The organism is Nocardioides marinus (assembly GCF_013408145.1).
In the GTDB taxonomy this organism is placed as follows: Bacteria; Actinomycetota; Actinomycetes; order Propionibacteriales; family Nocardioidaceae; genus Nocardioides; species Nocardioides marinus.
Genome location: NZ_JACBZI010000001.1, coordinates 2,847,789 through 2,862,001 on the forward strand (window position 1 = coordinate 2,847,789; position 14,213 = coordinate 2,862,001).

Here is a 14,213-nt window from a genome sequence, read left to right on the forward strand (position 1 = left end):
CGGCGCGAGCCGCCTCACCGCAGGCCGACCGGCTCCCCGGCGTACCGCTCGAGGGTGGTGCGGACCGGCTGGTCCATCACCCAGGACCCCTGGCTCCCGTGGTCCCACAGCACGCACGTGGTCTCGGCGACGATCGCCGGGGCGCCGCCCTCCTCGACCCGCAGCTGCGAGGCGACGGTGAACGACGAGCGGCCCACGCGTGGCACCCACAGGCGCAGCCGGAAGGACTGGAAGGCCGCGAAGCGCATCTCGGCGTGGTAGTCCACGCGCTGGGAGCCGACCAGCTCCGCCACCCCGTCGGGTACGCCGCCCAGCAGTCCCGGGCGCGCGTGGTCGGTCGCGAGGTCGGCGAAGCGCAGGAAGAGGATCCGCGCCTCGTCGAGGATGCGGATCGCCTCGACGTTGTCGACGTGCCCGCCGAGGTTGACATCACGCAGCCGCGACTGGATCTCGCACTCGAAGAACTCGCTCACGGGGTCATCGTCTCGTGGCCCTGCCCCCAGCCGATCCGGCGGGGTGTCCGACCCCGCTCAGTACCAGTTGTTGGCCTGCTTGAAGTACCAGGCGCTGCACGGGCTGCCGTAGGAGTCGGCGATGTAGCCCAGGCCCCAGCGGATCTGGGTCTCGGCGTTGGTCATGTAGTCGGCCGGCAGGTCGTGGGTCTCGGTGAGCGCCTGCGGGATGCCGTAGGCCGAGGACGTCGGGTTGTCGGCGTCGACCTTCCAGTCGCTCTCGCTCACCCACAGGGCGTCGAGGCAGCCGAACTGGTCGTCGGCGAAGCCGTACTCCCCCAGCAGCGAGCGCGCGACCGACCGCGGGTCCTTGGCCGCCTGCCGCTCGGCGCGCCGCTGCTCGCGGGACTCCCGCTTCGCAAGGCGCTCCTGGCGCTCCCGGCGCGCCTCGCGCTTCTCCTGTCGGTCGGCGCGACGCTCGGCGGAGCGCGAGACGTCCTCGTCGCGGGTCTCGCGGTCAGCGGCCGGCGCGACGTCCACCGAGAGCGGCGAGGCATCGGCGGCACTGACCGAGGCCATGGTCTCCACCGGCGAGACCAGGAGACCGGCCCCGACGGCGGCACCGGTCGCGGAGACCGCGACGGTCGAGGCGATCAGCGTCGTACGACGGGCCGACGCGCGGACGGCGGCGCGCCCGGCGCCCGTGGGGCGAGGGGCGGCGTGCTTGGGCGTGTAGGAACGATGAGACACAGGGGAACAACCAGGTGGTGCGACGACGGGGGAACCGTGACCCGAAGGTCACGAAACGGTCACGATGCCCCAGCCTCCCCGACGACCCAAATCGGGGCTCCCGGCTCAGGCGGCGGGCGTGAGCGAGCACACGCCGGCCCCGCCCGGGGCGGGACCGGCGTGCGTGGGGCGTCGAGGGGACGTCAGACCGTCATGTGCTCCAGCATCTCGGTCACCAGCGCCGCGATCGGCGACCGCTCGGAGCGCGTGAGCGTGACGTGGGCGAAGAGCGGGTGCCCCTTGAGCTTCTCGATGACCGCGACGACACCGTCGTGGCGCCCGACCCGCAGGTTGTCGCGCTGCGCGATGTCGTGGGTGAGCACGACCTTGGAGTTGGCGCCGATGCGCGAGAGCACCGTGAGCAGCACGTTGCGCTCCAGGCTCTGCGCCTCGTCGACGATCACGAAGGAGTCGTGCAGCGACCGACCGCGGATGTGGGTCAGCGGCAGGACCTCGAGCATGCCTCGGTCCAGCACCTCGTCGATGACGTCGCGCGAGGTCATCGCACCGAGGGTGTCGAAGACGGCCTGCGCCCAGGGCGACATCTTCTCCGACTCCGAGCCGGGCAGGTAGCCGAGCTCCTGACCACCGACGGCGAAGAGCGGACGGAACACCACGACCTTCTTGTGCTGCCGACGCTCCATCACCGCCTCCAGTCCCGCGCACAGCGCCATCGCGGACTTGCCGGTGCCGGCGCGGCCGCCGAGGGAGACGATGCCGACCTCGGGGTCGAGCAGGTGCTCGAGCGCGATCCGCTGCTCCGCTGAGCGGCCGTGCAGGCCGAAGGCCTCCCGGTCGCCGCGGACCAGGTGGACGCGCTTGTCGGCACCCACCCGGGCCAGCGCCGTCCCGCGGTCCGAGAGCAGCACGAGGCCTTGGTGGCAGGGCATGTCACGGGCCTCGACCAGGTCGATGACCCCGTCGTCGTACAGCTCGTCGAGGTCGGTGGCGAGGACGTCCAGCTCGGCCATCCCGGAGTAGCCGGGGTCGGACTCGGAGGTCGTCTCGCCGCGGTACTCCTGGGCGTCGAGGCCGACCGCGGAGGCCTTGATCCGCAGCGGGAGGTCCTTGGAGACCAGCGTGACCGCGGCGCCCTCGTCGGCGAGGTTCTTGGCGACCGCGAGGATGCGGGTGTCGTTGTCGCCGAGCCGGAAGCCCGACGGCAGCGCCGTCGGGTCGGTGTGGTTGAGCTCGACCCGGAGGCTGCCGCCCTCCTCGCCCACGGGCACCGGGTTGTCCAGCCGGCCGTGGGTGACGCGCAGCTCGTCGAGCAGACGCAGGGCGGTGCGGGCGAAGTAGCCCAGCTCCGGGTGGTGCCGCTTGCCCTCCAGCTCGGTGATCACCACGACGGGGAGGACGACCTCGTGCTCGGCGAAGCGGCGCAGAGCGCCGGGGTCGGAGAGCAGGACGCTGGTGTCGAGCACGTAGGTGCGCACCAGTGGAGCCTGGGCCTTCTTCTTCCGGGTGGAGCCAGCGGTGGGGGACAGCTGCGACGTGGTGGCCTGGGACGGCACGATTCACCCCTCACGGGCCGACGCGCGCACTCCTCGAGGCGGCCCTAGTTCACACGGTGGGACCGGGACGCCCGACGACGGGAGTGCCCGCCTCCGCTCACGCCGCAGGAGTTCTCCTGCGGTGCTGTGCAGTCGTGAGTGCTCACGATCGGGCCTCCAGGTGCGGTGAGCTTCCCCACTCACCGGTGCTTGCGAACGTACGCCGCCCCCGACCCGGATCCGGTCGACACGCCGTGTGCGGGGTGTGAACACCGTGTGACGCGCTAGCGGCGTCGGCGCCCACGTGACGACGGTGCTCCACGGGGGTCCTGGGGCCGGTGGGTCAACTGGGACCGATGGGGCCGCCGGCGGGGATACTCCGCAGGAAATCGCACCCTCAGCGTGAGTCGAGGGTGCGATCGGATGCGGAGTACCCCCGCCCGCCCCGCGCCCCCGGATCCGCGCGTCAGGTGCCGAACCGACGCTCGCGCAGGGCGTAGGCGCGCACGGCTCGCAGGAAGTCCACGCGGCGGAAGTCGGGCCAGTAGGCCTCGCAGAAGTAGAACTCCGACTTCTCGCTCTGCCAGAGCAGGAACCCACCGAGCCGCTGCTCCCCGCTGGTGCGGATCACGAGGTCGGGGTCGGGCTGGCCCCTGGTGTAGAGGTGCTCGGAGATGGCGTCGACGTCGACCTCGGCGGCCACCTGCTCGAGCGTCATCCCCTCCGCAGCGGCGCTGGTCAGCAACGAGCGGACCGCGTCGGCGATCTCGCGGCGGCCGCCGTAGGCCACGGCGACGTTGACCAGCATCCCGTCCACGTCGCGGGTCGCCTCGGCCGCGGCCTTGAGACGCTCCGCGGTGACCGCCGGCAGCAGGTCCAGCGCGCCCACCGGGTTCAGCCGCCAGCGCCGCTGGTCGGCCAGGGAGTCCACGGCGTCGGCGATGATCGCGAGCAGCGGCTCGAGCTCACCCGCGGGTCGGTTGAGGTTGTCGGTCGAGAGCAGCCACAAGGTGACGACCTCGATCCCGATCTCGTCGCACCAGCCGAGCAGCGGCTCGATGTTGGCCGCGCCGGCTCGGTGGCCGTGGGCGGTGTCGCGACCGACGGCCCTGGCCCAGCGGCGGTTGCCGTCGAGCATCACCCCGACGTGCCGCGGCAGGCTCTCGGGGAGTCGCCGCACGAGCCGTGCCTCGTACGCCGGGTAGAGCACCCTTCGGAGCCCGCGCTTCCAGTCCGCCACCAGCCAAGGTTATGCCCGCTGACCCCGTCGTCACGAGAGGTTCACCTCACCGCGCGTTAGGCCACGTGACCAGCGGGTAGCCTGAGGCGTATGAACCAGCACGTTCCCGATGCCGTCCGCGCGAGGGTGGACTCCCTCCACGACTCGGTCACCGAGCACTGGGACGAGCTGCGCGCGGAGCTGCGCGAGATCAAGCCCAAGCTGCGCGGCTGGCTGCACTTGGCCACCGCACCGCTCACACTGGCCGCCGGCATCGTGCTGGTCGCGCTCTCCCCCACCGCTGGGACCCGCATCGGCTCGGCGCTGTTCGCGGGCAGCGCACTCATCCTCTTCACCGTCTCCGCGATCTACCACACCGGCACGTGGTCACCGCGGACGTGGGCGTTCCTGCGTCGCTTCGACCACTCCAACATCTTCCTGCTCATCGCCGGCTCCTACACGCCCTTCGCGCTCATCCTGCTCGAGGGCACCCAGCAGGTCGTCCTGCTCTCGGTCGTGTGGACCGGTGCCGTGCTCGGCGTGGGCTTCCGCGTCCTGTGGACCGACGCGCCGCGCTGGCTCTACACCCCGATCTACATCGCGCTCGGCTGGGCAGCGGTCTTCTTCATCCCCGGCTTCTTCCGCGGCGCGACCGCGCTCGGTGACGGCGTGGGCATCGCGGTCTTCACCCTGGTCGTCGCCGGCGGCGCGCTCTACACCCTCGGTGGCGTCGTCTACGGCTTCAAGCGGCCCAACCCGTGGCCGCGCTGGTTCGGCTTCCACGAGGTGTTCCACACCTTCACCATCCTGGCGTTCGTCAGCCACTACGTCGGGGTCTCGCTGGCGACCTACGCCCTGCGGTGACGCACCGCGCTCACACGAGCGCGTCGAGGACCAGCACCACCGAGGCGGCGACGCCGCCCACCAGCACCGCCCCGGCCAGGAGAGGCACGCGGGTCGCGACCGCCTCGACCGCCCGGTAGAGCAGCGTCAGGGCCGCCACCAGCACGGTCACGTGCAGCAGCAGGGCCAGCCCGACCCCCAGCACCGCACCGGCCACCCGGAACCTGCCCCACAGCAGCCCCAGCAGCAGCGGCACGACGACCGCCCCGGCCGCGCCGTGCGCGAGCTCGACGCCCAGCGTGGACTCGGGCACCCACGGGACCGGCACCGCCAACCACGCCCCTCGGTCCACCAGGTCCCAGCTGGCGCACCACCCCAGCCAGCCGATCAGCAGCAGGCTGCCCACCGCGACACCGCGCCGCCACCAGCCCACGGCGGGGCCCCACGGCAGCTGCGCCCCGGGCGCGACGACGATCGTGGCCAGGGTGACCGCACTCCACGCCAACCACCGGCGCACCACGCCGGTGCCCGTGTCGGCCATGGCGTCCCGGAAGACGCGGTCCGCCTCGACCCGGTCCACCCGCCCGCCGCGGGAGACGTACGCCGGCTCGCCGGTGTGGGCGACCAGCGCGTCGTGGACCAGGGCGGCCGGCAGGTGGCGGCCGGTGCGGGGCACGAGCCAGGCGAAGACCGTGGGCACCGAGGTCAGGTCGGTGGTGAACCTCGCCGGGTCGGCGGGCACGAGCAGCTCGCCGAGGTGCCTGTCGGCGTACCCCACCCGGCGCAGCATCACGAAGCGCTCCTGCTCGCCGCTGAGCCGGCGCTCCAGGACGATGCGCGGCGGTCGGTCGCGCCGGGGCGGCTCCTCGCCCGCTCCCCCGTCGTAGAAGCGCAGTGGCTCGGCCCGCACCGTCGTCCCCATGACCCCACCCTGCCACCGCCCGGGGACACAGCCGAGGACACAGCCGGGGACACAGCCGGGCGGTCGACCGGCGCGAGGAGGTGTCAGGACGGCGGTGCGGTGGAGCTGCGCAGCACCAGCTCGGTGGGGAGCTCGACGTGCTCGTTGACGTGGCCGTACTCCCGGTCGTCGCCCTGCAACCGCTGCAGGATCTGCCGGGCGGCGACCCGGCCCTGCTGCAGCACCGGTTGGCGCACGGTGGTCAGCCCGACGTAGTGGGCCATCTCGTGGTCGTCGACGCCGACCACCGACAGCTCCTCCGGCACCCGCACCCCGGCCTCGCGGGCGGCGTAGAGGACGCCGAAGGCCATCTCGTCACTGGCGCAGAACACCGCCGTCGGCCGGTCGGTACGCCGCATCAGCTCCTCGCCGGCGTCGTGCCCGCCCTCGAGGGTGAACCGCCCCTCCAGCTCCAGGCTGGGATCGAGCTCGACGCCCGCCTCCCGCAGCGTGGCGCGGTAGCCCTCGAGGCGAGCGCGCGGCGTGGCGAGGTCGAGCCCCTCGTCACTGAGCTGGCCCACGTAGGCGATGCGTCGGTGCCCGAGCTCGAGCAGGTGCGAGACGGCGGTGCGGGCGACGGCGTCGTCGTCGACGCGCACCGACGGCCACTCCGGCACCCGCGAGCCGAGGGTGACGACCGGCATGCCGTGCCGGGAGAGCCAGAGCACCTCCTCGGGCGTGGGGCCCAGCCCGACGACGATGAGGGCGTCGGCGCGCTTGGTGACCAGCTGCGTGAGCAGCACGCGTCGGCGTGCGTCGGGGTCGCCGCCGATGTTGTAGAGCAGCACGTCGTAGCCCCGCTCGCGCAGCACCTGCTCGGCGCCGTGGACGACGGTGGCGAAGAACCAGCGGGTCACGAAGAGCACCACGATGGCCACGGTGCGGGTCTGCCCCCCGCTCGCCAGACCCACGGCGTGCGGGGAGGGGACGTAGCCCAGCCGCAGCGCGGCATCCATGACCTTGGCGCGGGTCTCCTCGGAGACCCGCGGGAGCCCGCGCAGGGCGCGCGAGACCGTCGCGGTGGAGACGCCGGTCTCGCGGGCGAGGTCGTGGATGCTGGTCATCGCCCCGCCTGGGAGCGCCGATGACTTGACCGGTAAACAACAGGCTCTAGGCTGCCTCCATGAGCACCCGCCCACGCCCCGTCCCGCCGACCGCCCTGCCGACCCGTCTGCCCGGGCCCGAGCGCCTGGAGCTGGGCACCGCGACGGCGTCGTACCAGGTGGAGGGCGCGAGCACGGCCGACGGCCGCGGGCCCTCGATCTGGGACACCTTCACCGCGCGGCCGGGCACGATCCGGGACGGGTCCGACGGCTCGGTGGCCTGCGACTCCTACCACCGCTACACCGAGGACGCCGACCTGGTCGCGGACGCCGGGCTGGACTGGTACCGCTTCTCCGTCGCCTGGCCGCGGATCGTCCCCGAGGGCCGCGGCCGGGTCGAGCAGCGCGGGCTGGACTACTACGACCGCCTCGTCGACGCGCTGCTCGAGCGCGGGGTCAAGCCCACCGGCACGCTCTACCACTGGGATCTCCCCCAGCCCCTCGAGGACGCCGGTGGCTGGCTCGAGCGCGGCACCGCGGAGGCCTTCGCCGACTACGCCGAGGTCGTGCACGCCCGGCTCGGTGACCGGGTGGGGCTGTGGGCGACCCACAACGAGCCGTGGTGCGCGGCCTACCTCGGCTACGCCGCCGGGGTGCACGCCCCCGGCCGTCAGGAGGGCGGTCGCGCGCACCGCGCCGCCCACCACCTCATGCTCGGCCATGCGCTGGCCGCCGAGCGGCTGCGCGCCGGGGAGCACCCCGTCGACGTGGGCATCGTGCTCAACCTGGCGCCCATCTGGGCGGAGGACCCGGAGCGCCCCGAGGTGCAGGACGTCGCCGACGGCGTCGACGCGATCCGCAACCGGGTCTGGCTCGACCCCCTGGTCGACGGCGCGTACGACGCCGGGCTGCTGCGCGTGGCGCCGGAGCTGGCCGACGCCGAGCTGGTGCGTCCCGGTGACCTCGAGCGCATCCAGGGCTCGGCCGACTGGGTCGGCCTGAACTACTACACCCCCGTCCGTCCGGACCTGCCGGGCGTCGGGAAGGCCGACCACCCCGAGGGCGGCGCCTATCCCGGGGTGGCTCCGTTCGAGCTGGTCGTGCGGGAGCCGGTCACCGACATCGGCTGGGAGATCGACGCCAGCGGCCTGGACGAGCTCATCCGCACCACCGCCGAGCGCACCGGCCTGCCGGTGCTGGTCATGGAGAACGGCGCGGCCTGCGCCGACACCGTCGTGGTCGAGGGCACGGTGCGCGACGAGGACCGGATCGGCTACCTGCGCGACCACCTGGCCGCCGCCGAGCGGGCCCGGGACGCCGGCGCCGACCTGCGCGCCTACGTCGTGTGGACCCTGCTGGACAACTTCGAGTGGGCCGAGGGCTACACGAAGACCTTCGGGATCGTGCACATCGACCCCGAGACCCAGGACCGCACCCCCAAGGCGTCCTACCACTGGCTGGCCGAGACCGTCCGGGCACGCGCGTAGCCGACCGCGTCCGGCGCCCGGGTCGCGACGAGGGTCGCGGCCCGGGCCCGGATCGACTGCGCTGGTGGCAGGGCCCGGGGTCAGCTCACCCCTTGACACTGCCCGCGAGCAGGCCGCGCACGAAGTAGCGCTGCAGGGCCAGGAAGACGATGAGCGGGATGATGAGGGAGACGAACGCGCCCGAGGCCAGCAGCTGCCAGTCCTGACCGCGCTCACCGACCAGGCTCACCAGCTTCACCGTCATCGGCGCCGCCTGCGGGGAGCTGAAGACCAGGGCCACGAGCAGGTCGTTCCAGACCCACAGGAACTGGAAGATCCCGAACGCGGCGATGGCCGGCATCATCAACGGGAGCATCACCCGGGTGAAGATCTGGACGTGCCCGGCCCCGTCGACGCGCGCGGACTCGATGAGCTCGCCGGGGATCTCCCGCATGAAGTTGTGCAGCAAGAAGATCGCCAGCGGCAGCGCGAAGATGCTGTGCGAGAGCCAGATCGTGTAGAAGCCGCCGCCCGGGGCGTCGGTGCCGGCCAGCGGCATCAGGTTGAACGGCGGGTTGACGTACAGCGAGAGCAGCGGCACCAGGGTCACCTGGATCGGGACGATCTGCAGCGCGAAGACCGCCACGAAGAGCGTGTCGCGACCCTTGAAGTCCATCCAGGCGAAGGCGTAGGCGGCCATCGTCGCCAGGCTGATCGGGATCAGCACCGAGGGCACCGAGATCACGATCGAGTTGACCAGGTTGGTCATCAGCCCGCTCGAGCCGCCGGACAGGACGTCGCGGTAGTTGTCGAGGGTGAAGCTGGGGTCGGTGAAGATGTTCCACCAGCCGTTGGACTTCACCTCGCCCTCGGGCCGGAAGGAGCTGATCAGCAGACCTGCGGTCGGCACGGTCCACAACAGCGCGATCACCAGGGCCGCGGCGGAGGCCCAGCCGTTGGACAGCGCGCCGCGGGCGGCGGCGCTGGCCTTCTTGGGGTTGCCGGCCGGGTTCGGCTGCGGCGGCGCGGTGGGGGTCGTGGTGGTCATCGGGCCTCCAGCTTGCGCATCTGACGGACGTTGTAGATGACGATCGGCATGACCAGCACGAAGATCACCACGGCGATCGCGGCGGCCAGGCCGGGGTTGTTGGCCACGAAGCTCTGTCGGTAGAACTCGTAGGCCAGGACGCTGGTGCCGAAGTTGCCGCCGGTGGCGGTCTGCACGATGTCGAAGACCTTCAGCGTCGCGATGGTGATCGTGGTCAGCACGACGATCAGCGTGGGCCGGATGCTCGGGACGGTGATGTGGCGGAACATCTTCCAGCCGCTGACGCCGTCGAGGCGGGCGGCCTCCACGATGTCCTCCGGGATCGCCTTGATCGAGGCCGAGAGCAGCGTCATCGCGAACCCGGCCTGGATCCAGACCAGGATCACGATGAGGAAGAAGGTGTTCCACGGCTCGTTGAGCAGGAAGTTGTAGGTCTCCAGACCGAGCCAGTCCAGGATCTGGTTGAGCAGGCCGATCTGGGTGCTCTCGCCGGACTTGTAGTCGTAGACGAACTTCCAGATGATCGACGCGCCGACCATCGAGATCGCCATCGGCAAGAACAGCAGGGCCTTGGCGAACTTCTCGAACGAGGCCCGGTCGACCAGGACGGCGTAGGTCAACCCGATGCCGGTCGAGAGCAGCGGCGTCAGCACCACCCAGTACAGGGTGTTGCGCAGCACCTCGAGCTGGTTGCTGTCGGTGAACAGCCGCTGGTAGTTGTCCAGGCCCACGAAGGGCGGGTCGAAGATCGCCGCACCGAAGAGCGAGTCGTAGACGGTGACACCGGCCGGGTAGAGCAGCCCGACGCCGATCAACAGCAGCGAGGGCGCCAGGAAGGCGGCGGTCTGGACGCGCTCACCAGAGCGGGAGCGCAGTCGTTGGGTGGCGAGCAGGATCAGGGCCACCACGCCGTAGAACAGCGCGACGGCGATCACCATCTGGATGAGCTTCTCGGGGGTACTCAACGCGTCTCTCCCATGGCGGGTCGGCGGGTCGGGCTGATCGGCGGGGCGGTGCGACCGTGCAGGTCGACCGACGGGGCCGGGGCGGGCCGGCCGCCCCGGGCGCTGCGGCGGTCCGGCTGGTGCCGGACCCCGCAGCGGGGACGACGGTGGGTGGCCGACCGAGGCCGACCACCCACCGTCACCACGTCACTGCCAGGAGCTCTCGATGTTGCCGAGGGCGTCCTCGCTGCTGTCGCCGGTCACCCAGGCGGTCATCTCCTTCCAGAAGGAGCCGGCGCCCACGGCGCTGGGCATCTGGTCGGAACCGTCGAAGCGGAAGACCGCCTCGGGGTCCTGGAAGGTCTCGGCCGACAGCTGGTCGATCGGGCTGGTCAGGTTGGCGATGTCCAGACCGGTGTTGGCGCTCACCCAGCCGCCGCCCGGGGTGGCCATGGCCTTCTCGTTGGCCCACACGTCGGTCGACAGGTAGGTCTGGAAGGCCTGGACCTCCGGGTCGTTGGAGAACGCCGCGACGAACTCGCCACCACCGAGGACGGGCTTGCCGTTCTCCTCGTTGGTCGGCGGCAGGTAGAACGCGAAGACGTCGCCGTCCTCGGCCACCTTGGTGCCCTCGGGCCACTGCGCGGCGTAGAAGGACGCCTGGCGGTGCATGGCGCACTTGTCGTCGAGGATCGGCAGACCGCCGTCCTGGAAGGCGGTGGTGGCGATCGAGTTCACGTCACCGAAGCCGCCGTTGACGTAGTCGGGGTTCTTCATGATCTCGCCGACGCGGTCGAGCGACTCGACGATCGCCGGGTCGTCGAAGGCGATCTCGTGGTTGACCCACTGGTCGTAGGTGTCGGCGCCCGCGTCACGCAAGACGGCGTCCTCCAGCCAGTCGGTGGCGACCCAGCCGGTGGCCTCGCCGGACTCGATGCCCACGCACCACGGCTTCATGCCGGAGTCGGCGATCTCGTCGGAGAGCGCGAGCATGTCGTCCCAGGTCTCGGGGATGTCCCAGCCGTTGTCGGAGAACATCTTCGGGGAGTACCACACGAAGGACTTCACCGAGGCACCGAGCGGAGCGGCGTAGAAGGTGCCGTCGACGGTGCCGTAGCCCTTCCAGTCCTCGCCGAAGAACTCATCGACGTTGTCGGCGGTCGGGGTGGGCGCCGCGACGACCTCACCCGAGGAGACCACGGTCTGGAGCAGGCCCGGCTGCGGGATGTAGGCGATGTCGGGGGCGTTGCCGGCCTTGACGCGGACCACGAGCTGGGTCTCGAACTGGTCCGAGCCGTCGTAGTCGACCTCGGCGCCGGTGCAGGTGGTGAAGAGCTCGTAGGAGGCCTCGTGCGCCTCCTGCTCCGGCGGGAGGATCGAGGTGTAGACCCCGACCGTCGTGCCGGTGAGGTCGCCGAACTCGGCGAGCTGGTCCAGGCCCTCGCACTCGGCCTTGCCCTCGCCCGGCCAGGTGCCGCCGGCCGACTGAGGCTCGTTGGTGCTGTCGTCGCTGGCACAGCCGGCCAGTACGAGCCCGGTCACGGCCATCGCGGCCACGGCTCCGACTCGGATCTTGCGTGAGCGCATCGGGTCCCTCTCTTCCCTGGGGGCCGACACGGCGTCGACCCCACCCATGCTTGCGTAAACCCGATGCAACCGCTTACGCAATTGTGGCGTCAAGGTTTCCCGATCACGATTGTGTAACGCAGGTCACAAAGCCCTGTCCACCACTCAGGTCAGGGCGTGGACGGCCGAGCGGGCGGCGAGCCGTGCCCCGAGCGGTCCAGTCCGGTGTCCAGTCCGGCAGCCAGCGCCGCTCGGTCGGCGAGCTCGGCACCGGCGCCGTCGTAGAGCTGGAAGCCGACGGCCGCACCCGCGCGCTCGGCCTGGCGCAGGTCCTCGTCGTACTGCGCGACGACCGCGACCGTGCCGGAGAACCCGCCGGCCCGCAGCTGGCGCAGTGTGTCGACGTTGTTGCCGTGGAAGGGCATGGCGAGCAGCACGATCGGCACGTGGCACAACGGCCGGTCCTGCCACAGCTCGGGATCGGTCGCGTCGCCCTCGACGACGTCCAGGCCCGCCGCGCGCAGCCGCTCGCAGCGCTCACGAGACGTCTCGAGGCCCACGACCCGCAGGCCGTACTCGTCGCGCATGCGCAGGTACGCCGCGCTCCCCACCCGTCCCATGCCGAGGATGACCGCCTGCGCGTCGCCCACGTCGAGCGGCCGGTCCTCGGGGTGCAGGTCGGACCGCTGCCGCTCGGGCAGCACCCGGCGCACGGCGCGGACGAGGTACTCCGGGTGCCGGCCGGGCAGCGAGCCGACGACGAACCCCGCCGCCACCGCGGTCGCCACCACCGTCAGCCAGCCCTCCCCCAACCAGCCGGCGGGCGCGCCCACCACCACGATGAGCCCGAACTCGGAGTAGTTGGCCAAGGTCACCCCGGTGAGCACCGAGGTGCGCCGCCGCAGCCGTGCCAGCCACAGCAGCCCCGCGAAGGCCAGCGCCTTCAGCGGCAGCAGTGCCACCAGCATCAGGGCGAGCGCGAGCTCGCCCGGGGTGGGCAGGCCGCCCAGCCCGATGCTGACGAAGAAGGCGACCAGCAGCAGGTCCTTGAGCGTGAACAGGCTCTTGCTCAGCTCGGGGGCGCGGCGGTGGCCCGAGAGCAGCATGCCCAGCACCAGCGCACCCAGGTCGCCCTTGAGCCCGACCGCGTCGAAGAGCGCGTAGCCGGGGACGAGCGCCAGCACCACGCCCAGCAGCGGGAGGAGCTCGTCGTGCCCCACCGCCCCCAGGACCCGGCGCAGCACCCAGGCGCCCGGGAGCAGCAGCACCAGCAGCAGCGCCCACCAGCTCGGCCCCGAGCCGCCGGACACCGCCAGGAACACCACGGCCGCGAGGTCCTGCACCACGAGCACGCCGATCGCGGTGCGACCGCCCAGCGCGCGGGTGGCGCTGCGCTCCTCGAGGACCTTGACGACGAAGACGGTGCTGGAGAAGGACATCGCCAGACCCACCAGCAGCAGGGCACGCAGGTCGGCCTCCGCCGCCAGGCCCGCGCCCACGAGACCCACCAGGCCCAGGACCGCTGCGGTGACCAGGCTCCAGGCGCCGAGGTGGATCGTCGCGGTGGCCCACACCTCCCGCTGCAGCAGGGTGCGCACGTCGAGCTTGAGCCCGACGCCGAAGAGCAGCACCGTCACCCCCAGGTCCGCGGCGGTGTCGAGCGCGGGGACCGGCTCGACGCCGAGCAGGTGCAGGGCGAAGCCCGCCACCAGGAAGCCCAGGAGCGGCGGCAGCCGCACCGCGCCTGCGACCAGGCCACCGATCAGCGCGCCGAGCAGGATGGCGGTGGCGTCGTCCATGCCCACATCCTCCCGGCATGACGGCGCTCCCGCACAGGTCCGGCTCAAGTCGGGTCCCCCCGAGCCGATGAGGAGGGCGTGACCCGCATCCTGATCGCCGAGGACGACGCCGACCTGCGGCTGCTCCTGCGCCTGGTGCTGCACCGCGCCGGTCACCAGGTCAGCGAGGCACGCGACGGGGTCGAGGCGCTCGAGGCGATGTCGCGGGAGACCTTCGACGTGGTCCTGCTCGACAACCTGATGCCACGGATGAGCGGGGTCGAGGTCCTGGAGTCGGTGCAGCTGCTGCGCAGGGTCGAGCGGCCGCTGATCCTGGTGATCTCGGCCCTCGCCACCCGCGCCGACATCCGCTCCTACTACGTCCGGGGCGCCGACGACTTCCTGGCCAAGCCCTTCGCAACCGACGAGCTGGTCGCTAGGGTGGCCATGCTGCTCGACGAGCGCTCCCTGACCCGCCCGGGCGAGGAACGTGCAGCGGGATGACCGCGCAACGCGACACACGACCGCTCAGCGCAGTCACCAGCGGCCTGCACAGGATTTTCACGGTTGGTATGACCGATTTGACCTCAGGGTCGCTGACGGAGAGGCGA

The 14,213-nt window shown here is 71.8% G+C and carries 13 protein-coding genes; 3 read left to right on the plus strand and 10 right to left on the minus strand.

Features of this window, described 5'->3' with window-relative positions; all coding sequences use genetic code 11:
- Positions 1-14: 14 nt before the first annotated feature.
- The 4 genes from BKA05_RS13530 to BKA05_RS13545 all read right to left on the minus strand — a co-directional run bounded on the left by BKA05_RS13530 (position 15) and on the right by BKA05_RS13545 (position 3,974).
- Positions 15-473 carry a thioesterase family protein gene (locus tag BKA05_RS13530; protein ID WP_179531893.1) on the minus strand — a complete coding sequence of 153 codons (459 nt, stop codon included), beginning with the start codon at positions 471-473 and terminating at the stop codon, positions 15-17.
- A 57-nt stretch (positions 474-530) separates the two neighbouring features.
- Positions 531-1,202, minus strand: coding sequence for an aggregation-promoting factor C-terminal-like domain-containing protein (locus BKA05_RS13535; RefSeq protein ID WP_179531894.1), 672 nt, complete (start codon positions 1,200-1,202; stop codon positions 531-533).
- 182 nt (positions 1,203-1,384) lie between these two features.
- Entirely contained in the window at positions 1,385-2,728 is a 1,344-nt protein-coding gene (gene phoH2 / locus BKA05_RS13540; protein WP_218842955.1) for an RNA 5'-3' helicase PhoH2, read from the minus strand.
- Between the two features lie 472 nt (positions 2,729-3,200).
- Complete coding sequence (locus tag BKA05_RS13545) at positions 3,201-3,974, minus strand: isoprenyl transferase (RefSeq protein ID WP_179531896.1); 774 nt, start codon at positions 3,972-3,974, stop codon at positions 3,201-3,203.
- A 90-nt stretch (positions 3,975-4,064) separates the two neighbouring features.
- Between BKA05_RS13545 and trhA the strand changes: the two genes are divergently transcribed.
- Positions 4,065-4,817 carry a PAQR family membrane homeostasis protein TrhA gene (gene trhA, locus BKA05_RS13550; protein ID WP_179531897.1) on the plus strand — a complete coding sequence of 251 codons (753 nt, stop codon included), beginning with the start codon at positions 4,065-4,067 and terminating at the stop codon, positions 4,815-4,817.
- A gap of 10 nt (positions 4,818-4,827) precedes the next feature.
- Here the strand turns inward: trhA and BKA05_RS13555 are convergent, their stop codons facing one another.
- Both BKA05_RS13555 and BKA05_RS13560 read right to left on the minus strand, forming a co-directional pair.
- Positions 4,828-5,718: a DUF1353 domain-containing protein gene (locus BKA05_RS13555; protein WP_179531898.1), complete on the minus strand. Its 891-nt coding sequence runs from the start codon at positions 5,716-5,718 to the stop codon at positions 4,828-4,830.
- 83 nt (positions 5,719-5,801) lie between these two features.
- Positions 5,802-6,821, minus strand: coding sequence for a LacI family DNA-binding transcriptional regulator (locus BKA05_RS13560; RefSeq protein WP_179531899.1), 1,020 nt, complete (start codon positions 6,819-6,821; stop codon positions 5,802-5,804).
- 59 nt (positions 6,822-6,880) lie between these two features.
- On the opposite strand from BKA05_RS13560, the gene BKA05_RS13565 reads away from it, so the two are divergent.
- The gene (locus tag BKA05_RS13565) at positions 6,881-8,287 is read left to right on the plus strand and encodes a GH1 family beta-glucosidase (RefSeq protein WP_179531900.1); all 1,407 of its coding nucleotides are present in this window, start codon (positions 6,881-6,883) and stop codon (positions 8,285-8,287) included.
- Positions 8,288-8,372: 85 nt separating this feature from the next.
- Here BKA05_RS13565 and BKA05_RS13570 read toward each other — a convergent pair whose 3' ends face one another.
- The 4 genes from BKA05_RS13570 to BKA05_RS13585 form a co-directional block, all read right to left on the minus strand.
- Positions 8,373-9,314 carry a carbohydrate ABC transporter permease gene (locus BKA05_RS13570; RefSeq protein WP_179531901.1) on the minus strand — a complete coding sequence of 314 codons (942 nt, stop codon included), beginning with the start codon at positions 9,312-9,314 and terminating at the stop codon, positions 8,373-8,375.
- The gene (locus tag BKA05_RS13575; protein ID WP_218842413.1) at positions 9,311-10,279 is read right to left on the minus strand and encodes a carbohydrate ABC transporter permease; all 969 of its coding nucleotides are present in this window, start codon (positions 10,277-10,279) and stop codon (positions 9,311-9,313) included. The genes BKA05_RS13570 and BKA05_RS13575 overlap by 4 nt, the downstream gene beginning before the upstream one ends.
- 186 nt (positions 10,280-10,465) lie before the next feature.
- Positions 10,466-11,845, minus strand: a complete 1,380-nt coding sequence (locus tag BKA05_RS13580; protein WP_179531902.1) for an ABC transporter substrate-binding protein — start codon at positions 11,843-11,845, stop codon at positions 10,466-10,468.
- A 149-nt stretch (positions 11,846-11,994) separates the two neighbouring features.
- Positions 11,995-13,623, minus strand: a complete 1,629-nt coding sequence (locus BKA05_RS13585) for a cation:proton antiporter family protein (protein WP_179531903.1) — start codon at positions 13,621-13,623, stop codon at positions 11,995-11,997.
- A 78-nt stretch (positions 13,624-13,701) separates the two neighbouring features.
- Here BKA05_RS13585 and BKA05_RS13590 point away from each other — a divergent pair, with 78 nt between their 5' ends.
- The gene (locus BKA05_RS13590; protein WP_179531904.1) at positions 13,702-14,106 is read left to right on the plus strand and encodes a response regulator; all 405 of its coding nucleotides are present in this window, start codon (positions 13,702-13,704) and stop codon (positions 14,104-14,106) included.
- Positions 14,107-14,213 lie beyond the last annotated feature (107 nt).